Origin of the sequence: Paraburkholderia sp. J12 (assembly GCF_905220215.1) — a bacterium.
Lineage (GTDB): Bacteria > Pseudomonadota > Gammaproteobacteria > Burkholderiales > Burkholderiaceae > Paraburkholderia.
The window spans coordinates 18,745-44,084 of sequence record NZ_CAJMZC010000008.1 but is presented as its reverse complement, the minus strand read 5'-3'; the positions used below and the strand labels follow the sequence as shown (position 1 = coordinate 44,084).

At 67.2% G+C, this 25,340-nt stretch carries 21 protein-coding genes; 14 read left to right on the top strand and 7 right to left on the bottom strand.

Annotated features, from left to right (window positions below):
• Positions 1-70: 70 nt before the first annotated feature.
• The 3 genes from U5760_RS18065 to U5760_RS18055 all read left to right on the top strand — a co-directional run bounded on the left by U5760_RS18065 (position 71) and on the right by U5760_RS18055 (position 3,856).
• Positions 71-1,402 carry an MFS transporter gene (locus U5760_RS18065; RefSeq protein WP_322013654.1) on the top strand — a complete coding sequence of 444 codons (1,332 nt, stop codon included), beginning with the start codon at positions 71-73 and terminating at the stop codon, positions 1,400-1,402.
• 53 nt (positions 1,403-1,455) lie between these two features.
• Positions 1,456-3,108: a CocE/NonD family hydrolase gene (locus U5760_RS18060; RefSeq protein WP_322013653.1), complete on the top strand. Its 1,653-nt coding sequence runs from the start codon at positions 1,456-1,458 to the stop codon at positions 3,106-3,108.
• A 106-nt stretch (positions 3,109-3,214) separates the two neighbouring features.
• Positions 3,215-3,856 carry a TetR/AcrR family transcriptional regulator gene (locus U5760_RS18055; protein ID WP_322013652.1) on the top strand — a complete coding sequence of 214 codons (642 nt, stop codon included), beginning with the start codon at positions 3,215-3,217 and terminating at the stop codon, positions 3,854-3,856.
• Positions 3,857-3,892: 36 nt separating this feature from the next.
• On the opposite strand, the gene U5760_RS18050 is transcribed toward U5760_RS18055, so the two are convergent.
• From U5760_RS18050 to U5760_RS18035, 4 genes are all read right to left on the bottom strand, one after another.
• A complete protein-coding gene (locus U5760_RS18050; RefSeq protein WP_322013651.1) occupies positions 3,893-5,014 on the bottom strand; it encodes an alpha/beta hydrolase family protein in 1,122 nt (373 codons plus the stop codon).
• Positions 5,015-5,103: 89 nt separating this feature from the next.
• Positions 5,104-6,165 (bottom strand): zinc-binding alcohol dehydrogenase family protein, encoded by a 1,062-nt coding sequence (locus U5760_RS18045; RefSeq protein ID WP_322013650.1) that lies wholly within the window; start codon positions 6,163-6,165, stop codon positions 5,104-5,106.
• Between the two features lie 36 nt (positions 6,166-6,201).
• The gene (locus U5760_RS18040) at positions 6,202-6,708 is read right to left on the bottom strand and encodes a VOC family protein (RefSeq protein WP_322013649.1); all 507 of its coding nucleotides are present in this window, start codon (positions 6,706-6,708) and stop codon (positions 6,202-6,204) included.
• Between the two features lie 19 nt (positions 6,709-6,727).
• The gene (locus U5760_RS18035; protein WP_322013648.1) at positions 6,728-7,774 is read right to left on the bottom strand and encodes a CDP-6-deoxy-delta-3,4-glucoseen reductase; all 1,047 of its coding nucleotides are present in this window, start codon (positions 7,772-7,774) and stop codon (positions 6,728-6,730) included.
• A 300-nt stretch (positions 7,775-8,074) separates the two neighbouring features.
• On the opposite strand from U5760_RS18035, the gene U5760_RS18030 reads away from it, so the two are divergent.
• The 11 genes from U5760_RS18030 (at position 8,075) to U5760_RS17980 (ending at position 20,254) form a co-directional block, all read left to right on the top strand.
• Entirely contained in the window at positions 8,075-9,010 is a 936-nt protein-coding gene (locus U5760_RS18030) for a LysR substrate-binding domain-containing protein (RefSeq protein WP_322013647.1), read from the top strand.
• On the top strand, positions 9,007-9,942 hold the full coding sequence (locus U5760_RS18025; RefSeq protein WP_322013646.1) for a LysR family transcriptional regulator: 936 nt from the start codon (positions 9,007-9,009) through the stop codon (positions 9,940-9,942). Before U5760_RS18030 ends, U5760_RS18025 begins: the two co-directional genes overlap by 4 nt.
• A gap of 310 nt (positions 9,943-10,252) precedes the next feature.
• On the top strand, positions 10,253-11,014 hold the full coding sequence (locus tag U5760_RS18020) for an SDR family oxidoreductase (RefSeq protein WP_322013645.1): 762 nt from the start codon (positions 10,253-10,255) through the stop codon (positions 11,012-11,014).
• A gap of 13 nt (positions 11,015-11,027) precedes the next feature.
• Positions 11,028-12,674 carry a (2,3-dihydroxybenzoyl)adenylate synthase gene (locus tag U5760_RS18015; RefSeq protein WP_322013644.1) on the top strand — a complete coding sequence of 549 codons (1,647 nt, stop codon included), beginning with the start codon at positions 11,028-11,030 and terminating at the stop codon, positions 12,672-12,674.
• Positions 12,675-12,703: 29 nt separating this feature from the next.
• The gene (locus U5760_RS18010; protein ID WP_322013643.1) at positions 12,704-13,546 is read left to right on the top strand and encodes an amidohydrolase family protein; all 843 of its coding nucleotides are present in this window, start codon (positions 12,704-12,706) and stop codon (positions 13,544-13,546) included.
• The gene (gene pcaF, locus U5760_RS18005; protein ID WP_415914130.1) at positions 13,546-14,757 is read left to right on the top strand and encodes a 3-oxoadipyl-CoA thiolase; all 1,212 of its coding nucleotides are present in this window, start codon (positions 13,546-13,548) and stop codon (positions 14,755-14,757) included. Before U5760_RS18010 ends, pcaF begins: the two co-directional genes overlap by 1 nt.
• 5 nt (positions 14,758-14,762) lie before the next feature.
• Positions 14,763-15,575, top strand: a complete 813-nt coding sequence (locus U5760_RS18000; protein WP_322013641.1) for a crotonase/enoyl-CoA hydratase family protein — start codon at positions 14,763-14,765, stop codon at positions 15,573-15,575.
• On the top strand, positions 15,572-16,372 hold the full coding sequence (locus U5760_RS17995) for an enoyl-CoA hydratase-related protein (protein WP_322013639.1): 801 nt from the start codon (positions 15,572-15,574) through the stop codon (positions 16,370-16,372). The genes U5760_RS18000 and U5760_RS17995 overlap by 4 nt, the downstream gene beginning before the upstream one ends.
• Before the next feature lie 214 nt (positions 16,373-16,586).
• Positions 16,587-17,546: a fumarylacetoacetate hydrolase family protein gene (locus U5760_RS17990; RefSeq protein WP_322013637.1), complete on the top strand. Its 960-nt coding sequence runs from the start codon at positions 16,587-16,589 to the stop codon at positions 17,544-17,546.
• 163 nt (positions 17,547-17,709) lie between these two features.
• On the top strand, positions 17,710-18,861 hold the full coding sequence (locus U5760_RS17985; RefSeq protein WP_322013635.1) for a porin: 1,152 nt from the start codon (positions 17,710-17,712) through the stop codon (positions 18,859-18,861).
• 49 nt (positions 18,862-18,910) lie between these two features.
• Positions 18,911-20,254, top strand: coding sequence for an MFS transporter (locus U5760_RS17980; protein WP_322013634.1), 1,344 nt, complete (start codon positions 18,911-18,913; stop codon positions 20,252-20,254).
• A 138-nt stretch (positions 20,255-20,392) separates the two neighbouring features.
• Here U5760_RS17980 and U5760_RS17975 read toward each other — a convergent pair whose 3' ends face one another.
• From U5760_RS17975 to U5760_RS17965, 3 genes are read right to left on the bottom strand one after another with little or no spacing between them, the layout of a single operon-like run.
• Positions 20,393-21,520 (bottom strand): ABC transporter permease, encoded by a 1,128-nt coding sequence (locus U5760_RS17975; protein ID WP_322013633.1) that lies wholly within the window; start codon positions 21,518-21,520, stop codon positions 20,393-20,395.
• 1 nt (position 21,521) lies between these two features.
• Positions 21,522-24,257, bottom strand: a complete 2,736-nt coding sequence (gene rbbA, locus U5760_RS17970; protein ID WP_322013632.1) for a ribosome-associated ATPase/putative transporter RbbA — start codon at positions 24,255-24,257, stop codon at positions 21,522-21,524.
• On the bottom strand, positions 24,257-25,324 hold the full coding sequence (locus U5760_RS17965) for an HlyD family secretion protein (protein WP_322013630.1): 1,068 nt from the start codon (positions 25,322-25,324) through the stop codon (positions 24,257-24,259). The genes rbbA and U5760_RS17965 overlap by 1 nt, the downstream gene beginning before the upstream one ends.
• Between the last annotated feature and the right edge of the window lie 16 nt (positions 25,325-25,340).

The window sequence follows — 25,340 nt, the reverse complement described above, 5'->3', positions numbered from 1 at the left end:
GCATGGCGATGCCCGCGGGCCAGCCCGGTTCCTTCGAGGCCGGCCCACGGGCGAGCAGAAAGGAGGAGACATGAAATACCCAGTTCCATCGCCCGATTCCATGCGGCGCGAAACCCTGCGTGACGGCGGCGGGCACCTGTACGCCGGTTGGCGGAGTACGTTTGGCGCTGCGGCGGCCCTCTCGGTGGGCGCCAGTACCACCACCATCATCTGCTTCGGCGTGTTCGTGCCGTATCTGCACCGCGCGTTCGGCTGGGGCATCGGCGCGATTGCGATGGCCGCCACGCTGATCTCGGTGGCGATCATGGTGATCTCGCCGATCCAGGGGCTGCTGGTCGACCGCTTCGGCGCGCGTCCGATCATCCTCGCGTCGATTCCGCTGTTCGGCGCAGGCTACGCGTCGCTGTCGCTGCTGTCGGGCGACATCCACCAGTTCTATCTGATGTGGGTACTCGTGCCGCTGCTGGGATTCGGCGTCTGGCCGTCGAGCTACATCAAGGTCGTCTCGGGCTGGTTCGAGCGCCGCCTCGGGCTGGCCATCGGCGTGGCCAATGTCGGCATCGGCGTCGGCTCGGTGCTGCTGCCCGCGCTGATCGGCGTGGTGGCGAGCCGCTACGGCTTTCGCACGGCGTTCGTCGTGGTCGGCGCGCTGTCCGTGGCAATCGCGTGGCCCTGCGCGTTCTTCTTCGTTCACGAGCGACCGCGCGCGGAGCGCTCCACGGCGCGGCTGCCGGGCGCGGATACGGTGCCCGGCCTCACGCTAGGCGAGGCATGGCGCGACGGGGCGTTCTGGAAGATCGTCGTGTCGTTCCTGTTCCTGGGCGCGTGCAGCACGTCGCTGCTCGTGAACCAGGTCGCCATTCTCGTCGACAACGGGGCGAGCGTGCGCACTGCCGTGGCCATGCAGTCGGTCGTGGGGATCGCCACGCTCGTCGCGCGGCTGGCGGTCGGCTGGCTGCTCGACCGCGCGTCGGTGAAGCTCGTCATGCCCGTGCTGGCGCTGTGCGGCGCCGGCGCCATGGTCCTTTATGCGGGCGGCGCGGCCGGTGCGCCGGGCGCGTTGTGCGCCGTGCTCATCGGCATCATGACCGGGGCCGAGTTCAATGTGATCGGCTATGCGCTGCGGCGTTATTGCGGCCCGCGCGCGCTCGGCGCGCTGTTCGGCTGCGTGTTCGCCGTGTTCCAGCTGGGCGGCGCGGTGGGGACCGCCGTTATCGGCTATCTGCGCGGCCAGACCGGTTCGTACCACGACTGCCTTTACGGGCTGACGCTCGCAACGCTCCTCACCGCGCTGCTGTTCGGCACGCTCGGCCGCTACCGCTATCTCGAGCGCGCGCCCGGACTGCCGGACGCCCCGCCTTCCGCCGCCTGTCCCGAAGACACGCAGGGGCAAATGCATTGAGGGCGGCGCAAGACGCCGCCTGCCATTCTCAAACGCTATGGAGTCAGACTGAGATGAACCTCGTCGATCAACGAGACGTATCCATCACCCTGAGTGACGGCGTCGAAGTCGCCGTGCGCGTATTCCGTCCGATGGGCGATGCGCGCGTGCCGACCTTGTTCGCCGCTTCGCCGTACCGCTACGACAACGACGACCTGCCGCCGGGCACGGTGTTCTTCTGGCACGAGACGGGGCCGATCCACTGGTACGTGTCGCACGGCTATGCCTATGTGCATCTCGACGTGCGCGGCACCGGCAAGTCGAAGGGGGACTATGGCTTCCTGAACGAGCGCGAACGTCGGGACCTCTACGAAGTGATCGAATGGATCGCTGCCCAGCCCTGGTCGAACGGTCGCGTGGGCGGGATCGGTCAGTCGTACTATGCGGCGTCGCAGTGGGCGATGGCGGCCGTGCAGCCGCCGCATCTCACCTGTATCGCGCCGTTCGACGGCAACATCGATCCGTATCGCGGCTGGGCGTATCAGGGCGGCATCGCGTCCAGCTTCATGGCGGGCTGGTGGAACGGATCGGTTCGGATTGCGAATAAATTTCCGCACAACGGCTCGGAGCCGCGAGACGTGCCGGTCGATCTGCCCGCGATCGTCATGCAGCATCCCACGCTCGACGCCTTCTGGGACGAGCGGCTGGTGGCGCCGCTATTGCGCGACGTGACGATTCCGGTCTATTCGATCGGGGTGTGGGCGAAGCGCGACATCCACCTCGAAGGCAATATTCGCGGCTATGGCCTCGTGCGCGGGCCAAAAAAGCTCAAGCTCATGAGCGCGGCGAACGGCGCGGCCACGCTCGGCCTTTACGCCTCGGAGCGTTTTCACGAGGACGTGCTGCTGCCGTTCTACGACCACTGGCTCAAAGGCAAGGAGACGGCGTATCCGTCGCGACCGGATGTGGAGTTTACCTACGACGGCACGAACATCACCGACGCGGCGTCCTCGTGGCCGCCGCCGGACGTGCAGCAGGCCACCCTGTGGCTGGCGCAAGGGCCGACAGGAAGCGTGAAGTCGGTCAACGACGGCGCGCTGGTCGGGCAGCCGGAGGAACGGGAGGCGGGTTCGTCGTATTCCTATCCGGCGCCGGACTGGATCGGCGGCCCCGTGGTCGCGACGCCCTACGGCCTCGATCCGGTGCGCGGCGTGCTCACCTTCACTTCGGCGCCGCTGGCCGAAGAACTGGCCTTGGCAGGCCCCGTCGAACTCGTGCTGCATGCCTCCTCGACGCGCACCGACATGAACGTGATCGTCCGTCTCTCGGAGCAGTCGCCGCAGGATCCGCAGACGGCGCAGGGGCGCCAGCCCGCGGCGCGCGTGGTCACGAAAGGCTGGCTGCGGGCTTCGCACCGCGCGATCGACGAAGCGGCCAGCATGCCCGGCGCGCCGGTGCACCCGCATCGCGAGGCCGTGCCGCTCGAGCCGGGCGTTCCTGTCGAGCTGCGGATCGCATTGATGCCGTGCGCGCACCTGTTCCGGCGCGGCTCGCGGATTCGCATCGAGATCGCCTGCGCGGATTCGGCGCTCACCGACCAGCAGTTCACGCATATTTTCACGCCGGACATGGTCGGCACCGACACGGTCCACCACGGCAAGGCGTTGCCGTCGCGCTTGCTGCTGCCCGTCATCGGCGGCTCGGCGCTGGCGTTCGAAAGCGCGTGAGCGTCCGGCGTGGCGCGCGCGGCGATTTGCCGGGCAGGCGCGCCGCGTCGTACAGTACAGGTTTTTGTGTCTGGCGCTGCTGCGCCGCGCTTTCAGGCCGTCGAACATGACACGTATCGCTTCCGTTACCGCACCCAGAGGCCGTCCGAAGGATCCCGCGAAACGCGAGGCCCTGCTGAACGCCGCGCGCGACCTGTTTCTTTCGCAGGGCCCGGACGGCGTCACCGTCGACGAGATCGCCGCGCGCGCGGGCGTTTCGAAGGTCACGCTCTACGCCAACTTTGCAGACCGCAACGCGCTGCTCGAGGCGGTCATGGCGCGCGAGTCCGAACGTATCATCTCGAACGACTACCTCGCCGACACGGCGGGCCGCGATCTGGAGGCGGCCTTGTGCGGGCTCGGCGAGCGCGTGCTGGGTTTTCTTGCCAATCCGCAGATGGTCGGCCTCGAGCGCCTGATCGCCGTGGCTGCGGAAAGTCACCCGGAAAAGGCCCGGCGCTTCTTCGAAGTCGGCCCCGGCCGCAACCGCGACATTCTCGTCAAGCTCATCGAAATGGGGATTGAGCAAGGGCGGATCGCCACCGACGACCCGGTCGAGGCGGCATCCGACCTGATCGGACTCTGGCAGGGCTTTCTGCGGCTCGAAACGATCTTCCGCTATCGCCAGCCGCCGGGGAACGCGGAGATTCGACGCCGCGCGGCGCGCGGAGTCGAACTGTTCATGCGTCTGTATGGTTGTACGAAGTAGTCGGATCGTGGCGGCTGACTTGCTCCGTCCGCTCCGTCACCCTGCGATCCCGAGCGTCGCCTTGAGCCAGCCGATCATCAGCGGGATGGTTTGCGCGCCGGGACCCATATGGCCGCCGGGATAGAAGCGTGCGGTTTTCGCCTGGCCCTGGCGCAGCAGCAGATACATGTCGTCGATCGGAAAGATCGAGTCGTCCACGCCGTTGACGAGCAGCATGGGCGCACACGGCGTATCGACCACGCCACTGCGCAGTAGCGACAGCGACGGCGCGTACGCGATCCATTCCTCGCGCGTCGAGAGGCCCCAGGCGCTGGCGAGCGTCTCCGGCAACTCGAGCGCGTATTCGCCCTGATCCATCGTCGCGATCCAGCTCTGATCGAAGGCGTAGTGCGCGCAACCGCCCTGGTTGATCGCCGCCGCGATCCGGTTCTTGTAGACATGGGCCACCTGGGTCGCCCAATAGCCGCCGGTGCTCAGTCCGTGCACGGCGACCCGCGCATGATCCACGTCGTCGCGCGCATCCAGCCAGTCGAATACCGCACCCCACACACGCAAGGCGTCCGACGCGCCGTTGACCGGACTTTCGCCGGTCCCCGGCATATCGATGGCGAGGACGGCGAAGCCCGCCTTGAGGAAGGGTTCGACGAGCACCGAACGCTCTTCCTTGAACGTGTCGATGCCGCCCCAGGTGAGTATCGTCGGCAGTGCATGCGTGCCGCTGCCCGGCGGCCGGCGCAGGAAGGCGGGAATGACACGGCCCTCGGATTCGCGGCCGGAAAACGGAATTTCGACGCGCTGCGCCTCGGGATCGAGCCGGTGCAGCAGGTGTCGATGATTCGCGCGCGCACGGGCGTAGGCCGCCCGTTTTCCGGCCGAGTTGGCCGCCGGGTAGCGACCGAGCCAGCACAGGCCATAGGCGATCTTCAGGGCGGCGAGTTCGTCTTCGGGGCGCGCTTCGGCACGCGCCGCATCGGCCTGCCGTTCGTAGGGGATGGCCGCTTCCAGGAACGCGTGCGCCCATGCGTCGCGGTCGGTGCTCGTGAGCGGCGCCATCGCTTCGGTCAGGATTTCCGGCGGTACGAAAACCACCGGGTTGAGCTTGCGTCTGGCCTTGTCGAGCAGAACAGCGCGTATTTCGTCGAGGGTCCGTTGAGGCATGATGGCGTTTCAATGAGTGGAGTAAACCGGGCATGCGCGGTGCGGAGTGCCGTGCACGACGCACCGGGAAGGCAGCTCTCGTAGCGGCATCAGGCCCACGGATCGAGCACGATGCGGCCTGCCACGTCGCCGCGTTCGAGCAGCGCCTGGGCTGCTCGTCCCTCGGACAGCGGCATCACGGCGTGGATGGCGGGGTGGATCGCGCCCTGGGCCAGCAAGCGCAGCACGGTGCGCTGGTCGTGTAGCGTCGAGGCGCGCGCGCCCCGGATGTTCAGTTCGAGGCGTACGCAATCGCTGGCCGTGATCGGCATCGGACTGCGCACGCCTTCGCCCGCGACCGGCACGAGTGTGCCGCCCGGACGCAGCACGTCGACGCCGAGCCGCAGCATGTCCGGGTCGCCGCTGTAGTCGACGGCGCCGTCGAGTCCCAGCGTGTCGCCCACCGCGCGAATCTGCGCTGCCGCCTGCTCGCCGGGCACGATGAAAACGTGGGCGGCGCCGCGCTCTTTCAGGAACGCTGTCTTGGCGGGCGAGCGGGTGACGGCCACCGTGCGCACGCCCATCAGCCGGGCAAGATCGAGTGTGGCGGAGCCCATGCCGCCCGATCCGCCCACCACGAGCACGCAGTCGCCTGCGCGTGCCTGCAGCCGGTCGTTCAGGATGCGGTGCGAGGTGGCATACGACCACATCGCCGCGGCCGCCAGTTGCGGCGATACGCCTTCGGGCAGCGGAAGCCAACAGGATTGCGGCCGCGCCACGAATTGCGCGTTGCCGCCGAATGACGTATGGCCCGGATAGTCGACATCGGTCGAGAGGTTGCTCAAGCCGCGAAGGGTCATGGGCGAAAGGGGATTCGCCGGATGCACGAGGCCCACTACGGCGTCCCCTGGCTTGAACGCGCGCACGCCGGCGCCGACTGCTTCGACCACGCCGGCCGCGTCGCGTCCGGGCTGCATCGGCAGCGGGAACATCTTGCGTCCGGGCAGCGCCGTGCCTTTCATCTCGCCGATGCGGAACTTGATGTCCCAACGCGAAACAGTGGTTGCGAGCACGCGCACGAGCACGTCGTGTTCGCCGACTTCCGGCATGGGGAAGTCGTCATAGATCACTTCGTTCAGGTCGCCGTGGCGAAATATACGAATGGCTTTCATCATAAATTCGTAGGGAATGCTAAGCGTGTGTGCGCATCAGGACTGTGCAACACCGGAAGGCGCGCGCGTGAAGCGGTCGCCGAAATCGAAATAGTCGTCGTGGCAAAAGCCGTTTTCGTAGTACTGGATTTCCCACCAGTTGTGGTCGAGGTCTTCCATGTAGAACGAATAGACGCCGTGCATGTGCTGGACGTCGAGAATCTGCCGGATGCCGTACTGCTCCTTGTACTCGTGTGCGAGCGCATGCGCCGCGTCCACTTCGTCGCGGCTCGCGACATCGAGCCCCCAGTGATTCAGCACGTTGCACGGATGCACTTCGTTGCCGACCTCGACGCAGACGATGTGAAAACGCATGCCGAGACGTAGCGAGAGCGCGGTGATCGCGTGCTGAACGACTTCGAGGCCGAGGAACTCTTCGTAGAAACGTCGGGACTGCGCGAGATCGGCGCACTCGAGCGTGCCGTGGCCGAGGCAGTAGGGTTTGAGCACCGATTGGCGGCTGGCCGGATCGACGCGGCAATTTTCGGGAAGCGGAGTGGTCATGTTCGGTCGGGGAAACGGGTCAGGAAATCGTCTGCGCAACGGCAAGGTCGGCTTGCGAGACGAATGAGTCGGCAAAGAAGCGGTCTTCCGGGAGGTTGCGCCGTGCGCAGAAGTCGCGCCGCGCCGCCTCGACCATCGCGGGCGCGCCGCAAGCGTAGACGTCGAATGCGCCGAGGTCGCCGTGATCCTCCAGCACGGCTTCGTGCACGAAGCCGGTCCGTCCCTGCCAGTCGCACGCCGGGGTGGCGGCGCTCAGCACCGGCGTATAGGCGATGTGCGCATGGTCGTGCGCCCATTGCCGCGCGAGGGCGTCGAGGTAAAGGTCCTGGCGTGCGCGGCCGCCCCAGTAAACATGCAGCGGCCGGTGGCTCGCCGCGGCGAGCGAGGCTTCCACCATCGCCTTGATCGGCGCGAAGCCCGTGCCCGATGCGAGCAGGATAGCCGGGCGGCGGGCGTCGTCGCGAAGATGAAACTGGCCAAGCGGCGCTTCGATGCGCAACATGTCGCGCACTTTCACCGTCGAGAAGAGCCGGTCGGTGAAGAGCCCGCCCGGCATGTGGCGGACATGGAGATCGAACTGACGCAGACCGTCCACGTGCGGTGCGCTCGCGATCGAGTAGGCGCGGCGCACGCCGTCGGCGAGCAGCACCTCGACATATTGGCCGGCATTGAAGCGGACCGGCTCGTTCGGCGGCACGCCCAGTTGCACGCGCATGACGTCGGCGGCGAGGCGTTCGAGCTGAAGCACGCGGGCGGGCAGTCCGAGCACCGGAAACGACTGCGCCGGATCGAGCTCGTCGATTTCGATGACGCAATCGCTGAGCGGCCGGGCCTGGCACAGGTGCACGTAGCCAGCGGCGATGTCGGACGCGCTCAGATAGTTCGGATGCACGAGGCCCGGATCGGCCGAGCCCGAGACGATCTTGCCGCGGCACGTGCGGCACACGCCCGAGCGGCAGCTGAACGGCAGGCGGCTGCCTGCGTCGAGTCCGGCGCGCAGCAGGGTCGTTGCCTCGTCGCATTCGAAGCGGGTGCCGCCGGGTTGAAGGGTAATGCCGAACTTCATGATGCAGGGATTCTCCTTGTCGCGAAGGACGCCGGGAACGTCGTGGTTTGAACCGACTATACGAACCGCTCGGCGCGGAATCCAACAAAAAGGCGTGATGGTCCCAATCACCGGAAGAAATGGGCGGCCGCCGCGGCGCTCGCGTGCTGCGATGCGGCGTGAGGGGGCGTGAGGCGGCCTGAAGCGGTGGCGCTGCGCACGCGGACCTGGGTGAAGTGCTGAATTGTCAGGGATACCCTGGCTGCATCAGAATCCGCCGTGTGATCGGGAGCAGGTATCACTGGAAACAGAGGCTGGACAATGAGGCTGAATCACTTTCGCGACATGGTCGCTATCGTCGAGCACGGCAGTTTGCGAGCGGCGGCGCGGCACCTCGGCATGGCGCAGCCCGTGCTGACGCGCAGCATCCGTTCGCTCGAACGCGAGCTCGGTGTCGTGCTGTTCGAGCGCGAGGCGCGCGGCATGACGCTCACGGCGCTCGGCCGGCTCTTTTATCAGCGCGCGAGCGCGGTCGTGAACGAAGTCCAGCGCGCGCAAGACGAGCTGGCGCAGAATCAGGGCGACGCGGGCGGCACGCTGGTGGCGGGCCTCTCGATCATGCCGCACGTCGGCATGCTGCCGCATGCGCTGTCGCGTTTCAGGCAGCGTTATCCGCTGGTGCGCCTGCAACTGATCGAGGGCTTGTTTCCCGATGTCGAAGCGGCGCTGCGCAACGGCCAGATCGACTTCTACCTCGGCGCCGCGCCGCGCGTGCCACCGGCCCCTGGACTCACCACCGAGCGGCTCTTCGAGAACACCCGCGCCGTGGTCGCGCGGCGCGGGCATCCCCTTTCGGCGGCGAAGCGGTTCAAGGACCTCGCGGGCGCGGAGTGGGCGACGACGTCTGTCGACTACAACGCCGAAGCCGACCTGCAATCGCTGTTCGCGCGCTACCGGCTCGGCGAGCCGCGCGTGATGCTCAAGACGCGTTCGGCGCTTTCCATGATGGTGGGTCTCGCGCATAGCGACCTGCTGGCGCTCCTGCCGGTGCAATGGGGCGAGTTTCCGCTCACGCGCGACGCGCTCGCGCTCATTCCCATCAAGGAGCGGCTGCCCGCGCCGCCCATCGTGCTGATCCGGCGTTCGGGGCTGCCGCTCACGCCGGCGGCCGAGTACTTCTGCGACGTCATGCGGCGCTACGCCCCCGACACCGCCGCCACGCCACCTGCCCCGAATTCGTCCGGACGCACGACATGAACATCAATACGGTCGACCTCAATCTGTTCCTCGTATTCCGGGCGATCTACGTCACGCGCAGCGTCACCCAGGCCGGCGACTCGCTCAACATGACGCAGTCGGCGGTCAGCAACGCGCTCAAACGCCTGCGCGAGCGCTTCGACGATCCGCTTTTCGTTCGCACGCCGTCGGGCATGGAACCGACGCCGATGGCGCGCGAGATCATCGATCTCGTCGAAGAGGGGATCGAGAAGTTCACGCGGGCCATCGACCAGGCGCGGCGCTTCGAGCCTGCGCAGTCGGACCGGCGCTTTCGTCTCGCGATGAACGATATCGGCCAGTTCGTCCTGATGCCGGGCCTGCTGTCCGCGGCACACGGCATCGCGCCCGGCGTGCGCTTCGAGACGGTCGGCGCGTCGTCGGCCGAAGAGGCGCGGGACCTGCTGATCGAAGGCAAGATCGACGTGGCGATCGGCAGCTGGCCGCTATTCGGCCAGGGTTTTTGCCGCGCGAAGATGTGCGACGAAACCTTTGTGGTCGTGCTCGGGGCGGGACACGAGATCGTCTCGGAAACGCTGAGCACCGAGGAGTACCTGGCTGCGGAGCACTTGACCTACCGCCCGAGCGGCGCGAGCGACGCGGCGTTGCAGCAGACGCTGTTCGCGCACGGCCTGCTCGCACAGCGCAAGGTGGTGCTCACCGCGGCGCATTCGCTCGGGCTCGATCGCGTGGTGGCAAGCTCGCGGCTCTTACTGACCGTTCCTTCACGGCTCGCGCGGGCCATGGTGGAGGCGAATGCGGGATTGCGGCTGGCTCACCTTCCGTTCGCGGTCACGCCGTTCCAGATCTGGATGCAGTGGCACGAACGCTTCGACTCCGATAGCGGCAACCGCTGGCTTCGCACGCTCACAGAAGCCGTCTTCCACTCGCTGCCGCTACCCATCGTCGCCTGAGGGGCATACCGTCGGCTGCGGGGTGTATGCCTCGCGCCGCGTCGTGCCTGTGGGGATACCAAAACGGTATCGCCTCGCACTTCGAGATATCTTCTGTGAAGCTGCCCTCGCTTCTATAGTGGTTTCCAGTCCGGCGCGAGACCGGCATGAGGAGACCTCCCAAGGCACGACTTCATGCCCGGTCTTGCCGCGTGACAGACGGCGGCCACGCGGCCGCCCGCATTCCCGACGTTCGTTCGCCAACCGGTGCCTCCCGCGCCGGCGGACGGCGCACGCCGGTTCAATGCGTTCATCTTCAGGAGACAGAAACATGACGGATCGAAAGAGGGCGCTCGTCACGGGCGGGGCGACGGGCATTGGCCGCAGCGCCGTGCTGGCACTCGCGCGGGCGGGTTATGACGTCGCGCTCAACTATGCGACGAGCGCGGCCGGGGCCGAGGAAACGGCTGCCGAGGCGCGCGAACTCGGGGCGAAAACGCGGGTGCTGCAATGCGACGTCAGCGACGACGCCCAGGTGCGCCGCATGATGGCGGAGATCGACGGCGAATTCGGCGGCCTCGAAGCGCTCGTCAACAACGCGGGCACCACGGCGAGCTGGAAGGTCAAGGACCTCGAAAGCCTGGATCTGGCGGAATGGGATCGTACCTTCGCGGTCAATGTGCGCGGCACATTCCAGGTCACGCGCGCGGCGGTGCCGCTGCTGCGCAAGGGTCATCAACCCGCCGTCGTCAACACCGCGAGCATCGTGGGTCTGCGGCCCGGCCCCCAGCCGCTGCCGTACGCGGCGAGCAAGGCGGCTGTCGTCAATCTGACGAAGACGCTGGCGTGGAATCTCGGCCCGGAGATCCGCGTGAATGCCGTGGCGCCGGGCTGGATGGAAGGCGAGTGGATGGAGCGCATGCTCGGCGAGCGGTATGGCGACCTCATGGGCAAGCGCGCCCGCGCGACGCCGCTGCGCCGCTGCGTGACGTCGGACGACGTGGCCGAGACGATGCTGAACCTGCTGCAGGGCAACCGCTTCGTGACCGGCGAGATCGTCGTGATCGACGGCGGCTACACCAGCTCGACGTGAGGAGGGCATACGCATGTTGAACGGTTTCGTTCCCTTTCCGGCGGAGTTCGCCGAGCGCTATCGCGCGCGCGGCTACTGGCAGGATCGCTCGCTCGCCGCCGAGTTCGCGGATGTGTTCGCGCGCTTCGCCGGGCGCACCGCGCTCATCGACGGCGAGCGCGTCTACACCTACGCGGACGTGGACCGGCTGTCCACGAATCTCGCGCTGAACCTCTACGCGCTCGGCCTTCGGCCCCAGGATCGCGTGGTCCCGGCGCTGCCGAATGTCGCCGAGTTCGTGCTGCTTTACTTTGCATTGCAGAAGATTGGCTGTATTCCCATCGCGGCGCTGGTCACGCATCGCCATACCGAGCTGAACCAGTTCGTGAAGCTTGCCGGTGCGCGCTGCTGCATCTACCCGGAGCGGGCTGGCGATTTTGCGTTCGCGCCCGTCGTCTCGCGCATTCAGGACGAAAACGCCTGCCTGCAATGGCGTATCGTTCTCGGGCAGGCGGGCCCCGGCGAGCACTCGTTGACCGCGCTGATCGAGCAGCCGGCCGAACTGGCTCCCGAACTGCTCGCCACGCTGCATATCGATCCGCTCGACCCGTGCATTTTCCAGCTATCGGGCGGCACGACCGGCATCCCCAAACTGATTCCGCGCACCGGCAACGACTATGCGTACAACTCGCGCGTGGCGGCCGAAGTGGCCGGCGTGGACGCCGAATCGGTCCTGCTGCTGGTACTGCCCATCGCGCACAATCTGCCGCTTGCGTGCCCGGGCATCCAGGGTTTCCTGTTCAACGGCGCGACGGTCGTCCTGCACGCGAATACGCGGCCGGCCGAGATGTTCGCGTTGATCGAGAAGCATCGCGTCACGCACCTGAAGGTCGTGCCGGCGCTGCTCATCCGTCTCATCAACGAGCCGACGATCGGCCACTACGACCTGACTTCGCTGCGGCAGATCCAGAGCGGCGGCCAGCGCATGCAGCCCGAGGTGCGGCTGCGCACGCGCGAGCTGATTCCCTCGGCTTTCGTGCAGGAGAACTTCGGCATGTCGGAAGGCCTCCTGATGTTCGTGCGCGCCAACGACCCCGAGGACGTACTGCTCGAAACCTGCGGCCGCCCGGTTTGTGCGGACGACGAGGTGCGCCTGCTCGACGACGAAGGGCGCGAGGTGCCGCCCGGCGAAGTGGGCGAGCTGGCGTGTCGCGGGCCTTATACGCTGCGCGGCTACTTCGGCGCGCCCGAGTACAACGCGCGGCAGTTCACGCCCGACGGCTTCTATCGCTCCGGCGACCTGATGCGGCTGCATCCGTCCGGCAACTACATCGTGGAAGGCCGCAAGAAGGATCTCATCAACCGCGGCGGCGAAAAGATCAGCGCCGAAGAGGTGGAGAACCTGATCCTCATGCACCCGGCGGTGCAGAACGTCGCTTGCGTGCCGATGCCCGACGCGGCGATGGGCGAAAAAATGTGCGCGTGCGTCGTGCTCAAGCCGGGCGGGGCGCTCGACCTGGCGGAACTCGTCGCCTTTCTCGCCGCGCGCGAGATCGCGAAGTTCAAGCTGCCCGAGCGGCTCGAAATCCTGCCGGAGTTTCCGGTTTCGACGTTCGGCAAGGTATCGAAGAAGGCGCTGGCCGAACGCGTCGCATCGACGATCGCGGCACCCTCCCACTAACGGCGATATGACTCAACGAGATATCAGCGATGCGCATTATTGATTTGCACTGCTATCCAGGTACGCAGACCTGGATCGACGCACAAGGCCCCTACGTGGAGGCGCTTGCGACCTACTGGAAGCGCAACTGGGTGGCGAAGAGCGAGGAAGCCGTGGTGGCCGAATTCAGCGATGCCGGCGTCGAGGCATGCCTCGTCGCGCTCGACCTCGAAACGACGGTGGCCACGCCGCCGTGCACGAACGAATACGTGCACGACATGTGGAAGCGCAACCCGTCGCGCATCCTCCAGTGCTGGGGCGCGCTCGAGCCGGCCAAAGGCGAGATCGCGATCCGGCAGGCGCGCAAGGCCGTGCGCGAACTCGGCTTCATGGGCTTTCACTTTCACCCCATCATGCAGCACTTCGCCGTCAACGACCGGCGCTACTACCCGCTGTTCGAAGAGATTGCCCATCTCGGCGCGGCTGTGATGATCGACGTGGGCACGACCGGCATGGGCGCGGGGCTGCCCGGCGGCATGGGCGCGCGCATTCGGCACGCACATCCCGCGGCGATCGACGACCTCGCGGCGGACTTCCCGAACCTGAAGATCATCATGGCGCATCCCGGCTGGCCCTGGGTCGACGAAACCACGGCCGTGGCCCTGCACAAAGGCAATGTGTACTGGGAAATGTCGGGTTGGGCGCCGAAGCATTTTCCGGGCAATCTGAAGGTGGACATACGCGGGCGTCTGCAGGACAAGATCATGTTCGGCAGCGATTACCCGAGCCTGCCCTACGAGCGGATCTTGCGCGAATGGCGCGAGCTCGGTTATTCGGACGAGGTGCTCGCCAAGGTCTTTCACGCAAACGCCGAGCGCGTGCTGGGGCTGTGATGGGACACGCCTATATCTGCGACGGCGTGCGCACGCCGATCGGGCGTTACGGCGGCGCGCTCGCATCCGTGCGGGCCGACGATCTGGGCGCCCTGCCGATCGCCGCGCTCATGCAGCGCAACCCGGGAACCGACTGGGCGCGCGTCGAAGAGGTCTACTACGGCTGCGTCAATCAGGCCGGCGAGGACAACCGCAACGTCGCGCGCATGTCCGCTCTGCTCGCGGGCCTGCCGCCCGAGGTGCCCGCGGCGACCGTCAATCGCCTCTGCGGCTCGGGCCTGGAAGCGCTCGCGAGCGCGGCGCGCGGCATCGTCTCCGGTCAGCTCGGGCTCGCCATTGCCGGCGGCGTGGAGAGCATGAGCCGCGCCCCGTTCGTGATGGCCAAGCCGGCCAGCGCGTTTTCGCGTCAGCCGGAAATCCACGATTCGACCATCGGCTGGCGATTCGTGAACCCGCGCATGGAGGCGCTGTACGGGATCGATTCGATGGGCGAGACCGCGGAAAACGTTGCGCACGAACATCGCGTCAGCCGCGGGGACCAGGACGCGTTCGCGCTGCGCAGCCAGCTTCGCGCACAACGGGCCATCGAAGCAGGACTCTTCTCCGCCGAGATCGTGCCGGTCGAGGTCCCGGGCCGGCGACGCGGCGAAACGGCGACGGTGGCGCACGACGAACATCCGCGCGCCGACGCGAGTGAGGGCGCATTGGCCGCGTTGCCGCCGCTATTCCGGGCCGGGGGGACCGTGACGGCCGGCAATGCTTCGGGTGTGAACGACGGCGCCGCTGCGCTGCTCGTCGCCGACGAGCAGCGCGCCGCGAAGAGCGGGCTCACGCCGATGGCGCGTATCGCCGGCATCGCGACGGCGGGTGTCGAGCCGCGCGTCATGGGGCTCGGCCCGCTGCCGGCGGTGCACAAGCTGCTCGCGCAGACCGGCCTCGGCATCGGCGATTTCGACGTCATCGAGCTCAACGAGGCGTTTGCCGCGCAGGCGCTCGCAGTGTTGCGCGGCCTCGGTCTGCCCGACGATGCGCCGCACGTCAATCCGAACGGCGGTGCGATTGCGCTGGGGCATCCGCTCGGCATGTCGGGCATCCGGCTCGTATTGACGGCGATCCGGCAACTGCAACGCACGGGTGGCCGGCGTGCGCTGTGCACGATGTGCATCGGCGTTGGTCAGGGCATTGCCGTCGCGCTCGAGCGCGTGGAGTGACTGCCATGAACGATCCGATTCTGGTCGCGCGCGAAGGCGCGGTGGCCATCCTGACGCTGAACCGGCCCGACACGCGCAACGCGCTGGCCGGCGAGGTGATGTTTGCGGCCTTCGAAACGCTCTTCGCGGCGCTGAACCGCGACGCGAGTATTCGCGCGGCGATCCTGACTGGCGCGGGACCGGCGTTCTGCTCCGGCGGCAACGTGGTCGACATGCGCGATCGCGCGGGCATGTTCGCAGGCTCGCCGGCCGAGATCGCCGCGCACTATCGCAATGGCATCCAGCGCATTCCCCGCGCGTTCGAGCAGCTCGAGGTGCCGATCATTGCGGCCGTGAACGGGGCCGCGATCGGCGCCGGCTGCGATCTTGCCTGCATGTGCGATATCCGCATTGCGTCGACCGAGGCCCGTTTTGCGGAGAGTTTCGTGAAGCTCGGCATCGTTCCCGGCGACGGCGGATGCTGGTATCTGCCCCGCGTGGTGGGGTGGTCGCGTGCGGCGCAACTGGCCTTCACGGGTGACACGCTCGGGGCGCGCGAAGCGCTGGAGATCGGCCTCGTTTCGAGTCTGGCCCAGCCGGAGGCGCTGATGGACGCAGCCCTGGCGCTCGCGCAGCGTATCGCCGCGAACCCGCCGCAGGCGCTGCGCTGGACCAAGCGCCTGCTGCGGGCCGCCCGGCAAGGCACCGTGAGCGAAGCGCTCGACGCGGCCGGCGTGCTGCAAGGGCAGGCGCATCACACCGCCGATCATGCCGAGGCCGTGCATGCCTTCTTCGAGAAGCGCACGCCGGTCTTTAGCGATGCGGGAGCGCTGGAATGACGACCGATCTCGTGCTCGTCTCGACGCTCGCGCCGGGTGTCGCCTGCGTGCGGCTGAACCGGCCGCACGTGCTCAACGCGCTGAATCTGGCGCTGCGGCGCGAGCTGGCGGCGGCGTTCGCGCGCTGCGATGCCGACGACACCGTGCGCGTGGTCGTGCTCGCGGGCGGCGAGCGTGCCTTCTGCGCCGGCGCGGATCTGGCCGAATACGTCGACGCTGATCCGCTCGAGATCGCCGGCCGCGACATGGGCCGGCTCTGGGACGCGGTGGGCGGCTGCCGCAAGCCGGTTATTGCGGCGGTGCGCGGCTACGCGCTGGGCGGCGGATGCGAACTGGCCATGCACGCGGATCTCATCGTCGCGGGCACGTCGGCCCGCTTCGGGCAGCCGGAAGTGTCGATCGGGCTCATGCCCGGCGGCGGCGCGACCCAGCGGCTCACGCGGGCAATTGGCAAGTTTCGCGCGATGCAGTTGCTGCTGACGGGCGAAGCGATCGATGCCGGTGAAGCGCTGCGTTGCGGCCTCGTGAGCGAGGTGGTCGACGACGCAGCCGTCGAGCCGCGCGCACTCGCGCTCGCGAAGCAACTGGCCGCGCTGCCCGTGCTCGCCGTTCGCTCCATCAAGGAAGCCGTGCTCGAAAGCATGGCCGGCACGCTCGACGCCGGCCTGCGCTTCGAGCGCAAGTCTTTCCAGTTGCTGTTCGCCACGAGCGACAAGACCGAGGGCATTCGCGCACGGCTGGAAAAACGTCCCGCGCGCTTCGCGGGCACGCCGCCCGGGGGCGACGACAGTCGATGAGCGCCGCCGGAACCGGCCGCTGCCCCGCCGCATTTCGGCCAGTGATGACGGCCATCATCGCTTTTTGTTGGTTTCTGCGAGGCGGTCTTTGTAGCCTGCCAACAGGGTCAGGGGTTCGGGGTTAGGGGTTCGGACCAAGGGCGGATATCGCCAGGACATCGCGGCCGCCTTGTGGCGCTTTTCATCAACAGAATCGATAAGGAAACCTTTTGACATGAAGCTCGTCACCATCGATGCCGGAATCGCGGGCGCGCCTGGCGCCATTCTCCGCTCGGGCGAGATATTGCATCTGGCGCGCGCCGCGCTGCCGGGTTCGCTCGAAGCGTGGCTGCCCGGCTCGCTGCGCGAGATTCTGGCGGCCGGCGAGGCCGGGCTCGCAATCGTGCGGCAAATCGTGCAGCGGGTCGAAGCGATGGAGCACACGCCGCGCGAGCGGTTGCGTGCCGCGGGCACGCTGACGGGCGCCGCGACGCCGCTGCTCGCGCCGATTCCGCGCCCGGGCCTCGTGCTGGCCGCGGGACTCGCCTACCGCTCGCACCTGGCCGAGATGGCCGGGACGCCGGCTCCGCCTCACCCCACCGGGTTTCTGAAGAGTCCGCATTCGATCGCGGCGCCCGACACGCCGGTGATACTGCCGCCCGACGCGGACCGCCAGGTGGATTACGAAGGCGAACTGGCGGTGGTGTTCGGCAGGACCTGCCACGGCGTGACGGCGCAGACCGCGCTCGACTACGTCGGCGGCTATACGGTGGCCAACGATCTCTCCGCGCGCGACTGGGTGCGGGCAGTGTGGGAAGCCCGCGAGCCCTGGCAGGCGCGCACCGCCTGGGAGGTCAACATCATGGGCAAGCAGTTCGACGGCTTCACGCCGCTGGGTCCGGCGCTCGTGACGAGCGACGAGATTCCCGATCCTGCGCTCCTGCAGCTCACCACGCGGCTCAACGGCGAGGTCATGCAGCAGGCGAGCGTGAGCGATCTGATCTTCGACGTTGCGCACACGATCGCGCACTTCGCCCGCTGGTACACGTTCGAACCCGGCGACGTTCTGCTGACCGGGACGCCTGCCGGCGTCGGCGTGGGGCGCAAGCCGCCGGTCTTTTTGCGCGATGGCGACGTGGTGGACGTCACCGTCACGGGGATCGGGCATTTGAGAAGCACCGTTTGCCGCGCTTGAGCCGGTCCGTGATCGCACCGGACGGCCACGCGGCAGACGTGGCCGTTTATCGATGTCGTGTTGGGGTTGTGTTGAGGTTGTATTGAGTTCGTATTTGGCATTTGCAGCATCGTAGTCACAGAAAAATAAATTAGTTATCCATATATAAGGTAAGGAGACGAATGTGAAGCAACGAAGAAAGCGTGGCTGGCAAGCGTGCGTCTGGGTGTCGATGTGCCTCGCCGGCGTCGTCCATGCACAGAGCGTGACGCTGTACGGCACGCTCGACACGGGCGTGGAGTACATCAATCACGCCAATGCGGCAGGCCAGTCGATGGTGCGGGTGCCGTCCAATACCGGCGAATTCCCCTCGAACTTCGGACTGCAGGGCAACGAGCCGCTTGGCAGCGGCTACAAGGCGATTTTCAAGCTCGAAAGCGGCATCAATGTCGGCACGGGGTCGTCGACCCAGGTGGGCCGGCTCTTCGGGCGACAGGCATGGGTCGGCATCTCGACGCCGTACGGCGATCTCACGTTCGGCCGCCAGTACTCGATGATCGTCTGGGCCATCGACTCATCGGACATGATCGGGCCGAGCTTGTACAGCATTGCGTCGCTGGATCCGTACATCGCCACATCGCGCGCCGACAATACGGTGGAGTGGCGGGGCCGCTTCGGCGATTTCACGGCGGGCGCGTCCTGGTCGTTCGGCCGCGACGGCTCGCCCGCGGGCGCGAGCAATACGCCAGGGCAGGGCAACTGCGCGGGCAACTTGCCAGGCGACCCCGCCGCGTGCCGCGACTGGTCCGCCATGCTGAAGTACCAGAGCGCCTACGGCGGCGGCGCCGTAGTGTACGAACAGCAGAATGGCGGCCCCGGTGCGGCCATCAACCTCTTCAATGGACTCGCCCCGCTGGGGTTCGCCGCGAGCGGGGATCACGATTCCCGTTTGATCGTTGCCGCCAATACGACGCTCGGCAGCTTGCGGCTGGCGGCGCTGTGGCTGAACCGTCACGTCGATTTCGCGCAACCGGCACAGGCGGGCGGGGTGACGACGAATCAGTACGTGCTGGAAGCGGGCTATCAGGTGACGCCGTATTTCAACGTGGATGGCCTCGCGCAACGCATCGTCAATAGCCAGCAGGACACGCGGGCGACGATGGAAGCGCTGCGCGGAACGTATTTTCTCTCGAAGCGCACGTCGGCATATGCCCAGTTCGGCTGGCTGCAAAACAGCAGGAACGGTGCGTATTCCGTGAGCGGCGGCGGTCTGGCGACGCCCGGCAAGGGCATGAACCAGGTCGGTGCGATGGTCGGGATGCGTCATACGTTCTGATGCCGGGCGCACCCGGACCCACGAACCCGCAAGTACAACAGGAGGAGACATGAAACACCATCACGCGGCGCCGGACGGCTGCCCCCCGCAGGAAAGGCTGCGCGCGCCCGATGGGCGCCTCAATCCCGGCTGGCGCAGCACGTTCGGTGCAGCGGCCGCGCTCTCGGTCGGCGCGAGCACCACTACCGTTCTGTGCTTCGGCGTATTCGTCCCGTATCTGCATCGCGCGTTCGGCTGGGGCTTCGGCGCTATCGCGCTGGCCGCGACGCTGATCTCGATCGCCGTCATGGTCGCTTCGCCGATTCAGGGCATGCTCGTGGACCGCCTCGGCGCGCGCCGCATCATTCTCGTTTCGATCCCGCTCTACGGGGCCGGTTACGCGATGCTGTCCCAGCTCTCGGGCGATATCCGGCAGTTCTATCTCCTGTGGGTGCTGGTGCCGCTGCTAGGCTTCGGCGTCTGGCCTTCAGGTTATATCAAGGTGGTCTCGGGATGGTTCGAGCAGCGGCTTGGGCTGGCCATCGGCGTGGCGAACGTGGGGATCGGCGTGGGGGCCGTGTTGTTGCCGGCGCTCATCGGCGCGACGGCCGCTCACTTCGGCTGGCGGGCCGCCTATGTCGTGATCGGCGTGTTGTCGGTCGTCGTCGCCTGGCCCTGCGCGTGGTACTTCGTTCACGAACGCGCCCGGCCCGCGACGCAGCACGACCGGGCGGCCGGCGCGGCCGTGGCGCCCGGCCTGACGCTCGCGCAGGCATGGCTCGATGCGTCGTTCTGGAAGATCGCGCTCGCGTTCCTGCTGCTGGGCGGCTGCAGTACCGCCGTGCTGGTCAACCAGGTTGCCATTCTGGTCGACAACGGATCGAGCATTGCCGTCGCCGTGACGTTGCAGTCAGTGGTGGGCGTGGCGACGCTCGTCGCGCGGCTGGCGATCGGCTGGCTGCTCGATCGCGTGCCCGTGAAGCTCGTGATGCCGGTGCTGGCGCTGTGCGGCGCCGGTGCGATGCTGCTTTATGCGGGCGGCGCGTCGGGCCTGTCGGCAGCGCCTTGTGCCGTCTTCATCGGCGTCATGGTGGGCGCCGAATTCAGCGTGCTCGGTTACGCGCTGCGCCGCTATTGCGGGCCGCGTGCGCTCGGTTCGCTGTTTGGCTCCGTATTTGCCGTTTTTCAGCTCGGGGCCGCGGGAGGCACCGCCGCCATCGGCTATCTGCGCAGCGAGACTGGGTCGTGGTCTCAGGCGCTCTACGGGCTCGCTGCCGCCACCGTCGTGACCGCGATACTGTTCGGCGTGCTGGGATGCTATCGCTACGCGCCTCTCCAGGGCAGCGCGACCGACGACATGGCGAACCACGATGGCGCCGGTGCCGGAGCGCTGGGAGCGGCGGATAGCCGCTAGCCGGCGATTCGTGTCAACCCCGGGCTGCGCGGGCGGGTTGGCACGCTGCGGGGCTGAACGGTTGCCTGACGCACCCCTCATGCACGCTAGCCTGCCGGCGTTGGCGCGGTTTCATCACCGCTCCGCAGACCACACGGTTCACGCCATCTGGCTGAGCGTTTTGCGAAAACGCACGAGCGAGAACGCGAACAGCACGCTGCCGATCACGGCGAGCCAAAGAAACGGCTGCCACACGACCGAAATGCCGGCGCCCCGGAACAGGATCGCCTGGCCCAGCTCCACGAAGTGCGTGGTGGGGGCGACGAGCATGATGTCCTGCACGAACTGCGGCATGCTCTCGCGCGGCGTACTGCCGCCCGAGAGCATTTGCAGCGGCAGCAGCACCAGCACCAGCAGCATGCCGAACTGCGGCATGCTGCGCGCGAGCGTGGCCATGAAGATGCCCATCGACGTGGTGGCGAACAGGTGCAGCGCCGCGCCCGCCAGAAAGAGCGCCACCGACCCTTCCACCGGCACGTGCAGCGCGCCGCGCACGACGAAGGTGAGCGAGAGCGCCGCGGCCACCAGCACCACGATCCCCATCGACCAGACCTTGGCGAGCATGATTTCGGTGGGCGTCACCGGCATCACCAGCAAGTGCTCGATGGTGCCGTGCTCGCGCTCGCGGATCAGCGCCGCGCCCGTGAGGATGATCGAGAGCATCGTCACGTTGTTGATGATCTCCATGAGCGCGCCGAACCACGACTGCGTGAGATTGGGATTGAAGCGCATGCGCACCGCAAGATCGACGGGCGACTCGATGGGCGCGCGGTAGCGGTTCACGAACTCCGTCACTTCGTCGTTAGTGATCTGCTGGATATAACTGCTGCCCGTGAAGGCCTGGCTCATGCGTGTCGCGTCCACGTTGAGCTGGACTTCGGCGGCACGCCCCGCGAGCACGTCGCGCTGCAGGTTAGGGGGGATGTTGAGGACGAAGGTGTAGTTGCCGGCGTCCATGCCCTTGTCGGCTTCGTCGGGCGTGACGAGTTTCGGTGCGAGGAAGTGCGGCGGGAAGAACGCCTGGATGAGACGCTGCGAGAGCGGCGAAACATCGTTGTCGATCACGGCGATCGGTGCCTTGTGCAACGTTTCGGGGCGCGAGCTGGCCGACGAGTAGATCATCGCCGTAAACGAGAACACGATGAGGATCAGCAGCATGGGATCGCGCGCGAGGCTCCAGAGCTCTTTCACGCCGAGGCGGTAAACGTTGGCGAGGTGTCGGCGCATCTCACGTCTCCTGCTTCTTGAGCAACGCGACGGTCAGGCCGAGCACGATGGGCGTGGCGAGGGCGAGCGGCCAGATCGACTCGTACAGGTCGCCGAAGTGCAGGGCCTTGTTGAAGACGCCGCGGCTGATCGTGAGCATATAGCTGGCCGGATAGATCTGGCCGATCACGCGCCCGGCGCCTTCCAGCGACGAGACCGGGTTCAGCAGGCCGGCAAACTGCACCGCGGGGACCATCGTGCCGATCATCGTGAAGAACAGCGCGGCGATCTGGCTGTTCGTGAAAGTAGAGGCGAGCAAGCCGATGGCGGTCGCGCACAGGCAATAGAGCACCGCAGCGCCGGCCAGCGTCGGAAAGCTGCCTTTGATTGGTACACCGAACAAGGTGATGGCGAGCAGCACCATCAGCACGAAGTTCAGCATCGCGAGCAGTACGTAGGGTGCCTGCTTGCCGAGCAGGAATTCGAGCCGTGTCACCGGCGTCACGTAGAGGTTGATGATCGAGCCGAGCTCCTTCTCGCGCACCACGGCGAGCGCCGTGAGCATGGCGGGCATCATGAGCAGCAGGACCGGAATGACGGCGGGCACCATGGCGGGCAGGCTGCGCACGTCGGGGTTGTAGCGAAAGCGTGTTTCGACCGAGACGGGTGCGTGCGCGTCGGCGCCGAGGCGCAACTTCGCCTGTTCGAGCAGCCAGCCCTGATGCATGCCCATCACGTAGCCGCGCACCGTTTCCGCGCGCTGCGGCATCGCGCCGTCGATCCAGACGCCGATCTGCACCGCCTTGCCGCGCGCCACGTCGCGCGCGAAGCCAGGCGGAATCTCGAGGGCGAGCGCGAGTTCGCCGCTGCGCATGCGCTTGTCCATCTCCGCGTAGTTCGAGATGGGCGGCCGCTCGATGAAGTAGCGCGAGCCCGCGAGGTTGAGCTCGTAGTTGTGCGAAAGCGAAGTCTGGTCGTGGTCCAGCACCGCGAAGCGCAGGTCCTCCACGTCCATGCTGATGCCAAAACCCATCACGAAGAGCAGAAGCAGCGATCCCGCGAGCGCGAGCGTCGCGCGCACCGGGTCGCGGCGCAGTTCGAGCGCCTCGCGCCACATGTAGCTATAAGCGCGCTGGAAGCTGAAGCCGCGGTGTGGTGCGGGATGCGCGAGCGCGTCGGGATTTTCCGCAAGCGCCGAGAGTTCCGTGGTCGCGCTCGCCTCGGTGCCGGCCCCCGCATCGACGAGGTAGGCGATAAAGGCTTCTTCGAGCGTCGCCGCACCGCGCTTTTCCGTGATGGCGGCGGGCGTGTCGCTCACCAGCACGCGGCCTGCGTGCATCAGCGAGATGCGGTCGCAGCGCGCCGCCTCGTTCATGAAGTGAGTGGAGATGAAGATCGTCACCTGATCCTCGCGGGCGAGCGCGATGAGCAGGCGCCAGAAGTTGTCGCGCGCGACCGGGTCGACGCCCGAGGTGGGCTCGTCGAGTATCAGCAGCTCGGGCCGGTGCACCATCGCCACCGCGAGCGAGAGCCGCTGGCGCACGCCGAGCGGCAGGCTCGCGGGCAGCGTGTCGAGCACCTCGGCAAGATCGAAGCGCTCGACCATCTCGTCCACGCGTGCGGGAATGTCGGCCTCGGGCACGTGAAAGAGCCGCGCGTGCAGCACGAGGTTCTGGCGCACCGTGAGTTCGCCGTACAGCGAAAACGCCTGCGACATGTAGCCGACGCGCCGCCGCGTGTCGAGGTCGCGCGGATCGACTTCGTGGCCGAACAACCAGGCCTTGCCTTCGCTCGCGGGCAACAGGCCGGTCAGCATCTTCATGGTCGTGGACTTGCCGCAGCCGTTCGAGCCGAGAAAGCCGAAAATCTCGCCACGCCGGATGCGAAAGCTCACGTGATCGACCGCGACGAAGTCGCCGAAGCGCATCGTCAGGTCCTCCGCCTTGATGGCGATCTCCGCATGCTCGTCGGCTTGAAGCGGCACGAATTCGACGGGCTCGTGGCCGCGCGTCTTCGCTTCGGGCAAGAGCGCGATGAAGGCCTCTTCGAGCGATTCCGTGTGCGTGCGGCCGAGGAGCTCCGCAGGCGTGCCGGTGGCGAGAATGGCGCCGTCGTCCATCGCGATCAGCCAGTCGAAGCGCTGCGCCTCGTCCATGTAGGCGGTCGCAACGATCACGGTCATCGAGGGCCGTTCCTTGCGGATGCCGTTGATGAGGTCCCAGAACTGCGCGCGCGCGAGCGGATCGACGCCCGTGGTGGGCTCGTCGAGGATCAGCAGGTCGGGGTCGTGGATCAGCGCACAGCACAGGCCGAGCTTTTGCTTCATGCCGCCCGAGAGCTTGCCCGCGGGCCGCGCGAGAAACGGATCGAGGCCGGTGCTGCGCGTGAGCGCGTCGATGCGGCGGCGCCGTTCGGCTTCGCCGTGGCCGAACAGGCGGCCGAAGAACTGCAGGTTTTCCTCGACCGACAGGGTGGGGTAGAGGTTCTTGCCGAGACCCTGCGGCATATAGGCGATGCGCGGGCAGACGTCGTCGCGATGCTTCTTGCTCGACATGTCGCCGCCCAGCACCCACACCGTGCCTTCCTGGACCGCGCGCGAGCCGGCCACGAGCGCGAGCAGGCTCGACTTGCCGACGCCGTCGGGGCCGATCAGGCCCACCATCAGCCCGGCGGGCACGTCCTGGGTCACGTCGCGCAGCGCGACGGTCTTGCCGTAATGCAGGCTGACGTGTTCGATGCGGACTGCGGCCTCGCTCATCAGGGCACCTTCACCTGGAGGTTGGCCGGCCAGTCTTCATTGGCGTCGAGCTTGACCCACGCCACGCCCGGTAATCCGGTCTTCACGTACTTCAGGTGCTTTTGCAGGAGGTCCCGGTCGATCTGCGCCTTCACGCGGAACATGAGCTTCTGGCGCTCGCTTTGTGTTTCGACCGTCTTCGGCGTGAACTGCGCGGTGGCCGAGACGAACGTGACCTTGGCGGGGATCACCCACTGCGGCGCGGCGTCGAGGACGATGTGCACGTCCTGGCCCAGGGCCACGCGGCCGGCCGCCTGCTCGGGCAGGAAGAAAGTCATATAGACATCCGAAAGATCGACCATGTTGAGGACCTTGCCGCCCGCGCCGAGCACTTCGCCCGGCTGCGCCACGCGATATTGCACGCGGCCCGCGCGCGGTGCCTTCAGGTCGCTGTCCTGAATGTCGGCCTGGACGCGGTCGATGGTGGCCTGCGCGGCCGCGACAGCGGATTCCGCGCCGGTCTGCTGCGCGCGCGCCGCGGTCACGGCCGCCGCCGCCGCGGCGACCTGCGCCTTCGCGGCGGCCACGGCAGCCTGCGCGCTGCGCACGCGCGCGCGGTCGTCGTCGAGCTCCTGCATCGACGAGGCCCCTTCCTTCGACAGCGTTTCGGAGCGGGCAAGACGGCGGCGTGCCGCGTCGAGCTCGCTCTCGCGTTGCGCGACACTGGCCTCCGCGGCACGCTGATCGCTTTCGCGCAGGGCGATCTGCGCCTTGGCGCTGGCGTCGGTGTTCACGGCCTGCTGATGTTGCGCCGTGGCCTCGCTGCGTTGCGCCTGCAACGTGTCGATCTGCATGTGCGCGAGCGTCTGCCCGGCGCTCACGAAGTCGCCCTCCTGCACGAGCACGTCCTGTACGCGGCCCGCGAGCTTGGTGGCGACGTCGATCTCGGTGGCCTCGATGCGGCCGTTGCCGCTGACGAAGCCGGCGCCCGGACCGCGATCCGCAAAATAGCGCCAGCCGAAATAGCCGCCCGCCGCGACGGCGATCACGATGACGGCGGGGATCCATTTACGGGCGAAGATCTGCATGACGGGAACCTCGGAA

Bases quoted from the DNA above. Each gene is read 5' to 3' on its own strand.
- U5760_RS18065 (WP_322013654.1), top strand. From the start codon at position 71: ATGAAATACCCAGTTCCATCGCCCGATTCCATGCGGCGCGAAACCCTG.
- U5760_RS18060 (WP_322013653.1), top strand. From the start codon at position 1,456: ATGAACCTCGTCGATCAACGAGACGTATCCATCACCCTGAGTGACGGC.
- U5760_RS18055 (WP_322013652.1), top strand. From the start codon at position 3,215: ATGACACGTATCGCTTCCGTTACCGCACCCAGAGGCCGTCCGAAGGAT.
- U5760_RS18050 (WP_322013651.1), bottom strand. From the start codon at position 5,014: ATGCCTCAACGGACCCTCGACGAAATACGCGCTGTTCTGCTCGACAAG.
- U5760_RS18045 (WP_322013650.1), bottom strand. From the start codon at position 6,165: ATGAAAGCCATTCGTATATTTCGCCACGGCGACCTGAACGAAGTGATC.
- U5760_RS18040 (WP_322013649.1), bottom strand. From the start codon at position 6,708: ATGACCACTCCGCTTCCCGAAAATTGCCGCGTCGATCCGGCCAGCCGC.
- U5760_RS18035 (WP_322013648.1), bottom strand. From the start codon at position 7,774: ATGAAGTTCGGCATTACCCTTCAACCCGGCGGCACCCGCTTCGAATGC.
- U5760_RS18030 (WP_322013647.1), top strand. From the start codon at position 8,075: ATGAGGCTGAATCACTTTCGCGACATGGTCGCTATCGTCGAGCACGGC.
- U5760_RS18025 (WP_322013646.1), top strand. From the start codon at position 9,007: ATGAACATCAATACGGTCGACCTCAATCTGTTCCTCGTATTCCGGGCG.
- U5760_RS18020 (WP_322013645.1), top strand. From the start codon at position 10,253: ATGACGGATCGAAAGAGGGCGCTCGTCACGGGCGGGGCGACGGGCATT.
- U5760_RS18015 (WP_322013644.1), top strand. From the start codon at position 11,028: ATGTTGAACGGTTTCGTTCCCTTTCCGGCGGAGTTCGCCGAGCGCTAT.
- U5760_RS18010 (WP_322013643.1), top strand. From the start codon at position 12,704: ATGCGCATTATTGATTTGCACTGCTATCCAGGTACGCAGACCTGGATC.
- pcaF (WP_415914130.1), top strand. From the start codon at position 13,546: ATGGGACACGCCTATATCTGCGACGGCGTGCGCACGCCGATCGGGCGT.
- U5760_RS18000 (WP_322013641.1), top strand. From the start codon at position 14,763: ATGAACGATCCGATTCTGGTCGCGCGCGAAGGCGCGGTGGCCATCCTG.
- U5760_RS17995 (WP_322013639.1), top strand. From the start codon at position 15,572: ATGACGACCGATCTCGTGCTCGTCTCGACGCTCGCGCCGGGTGTCGCC.
- U5760_RS17990 (WP_322013637.1), top strand. From the start codon at position 16,587: ATGAAGCTCGTCACCATCGATGCCGGAATCGCGGGCGCGCCTGGCGCC.
- U5760_RS17980 (WP_322013634.1), top strand. From the start codon at position 18,911: ATGAAACACCATCACGCGGCGCCGGACGGCTGCCCCCCGCAGGAAAGG.
- U5760_RS17975 (WP_322013633.1), bottom strand. From the start codon at position 21,520: ATGCGCCGACACCTCGCCAACGTTTACCGCCTCGGCGTGAAAGAGCTC.
- rbbA (WP_322013632.1), bottom strand. From the start codon at position 24,257: ATGAGCGAGGCCGCAGTCCGCATCGAACACGTCAGCCTGCATTACGGC.
- U5760_RS17965 (WP_322013630.1), bottom strand. From the start codon at position 25,324: ATGCAGATCTTCGCCCGTAAATGGATCCCCGCCGTCATCGTGATCGCC.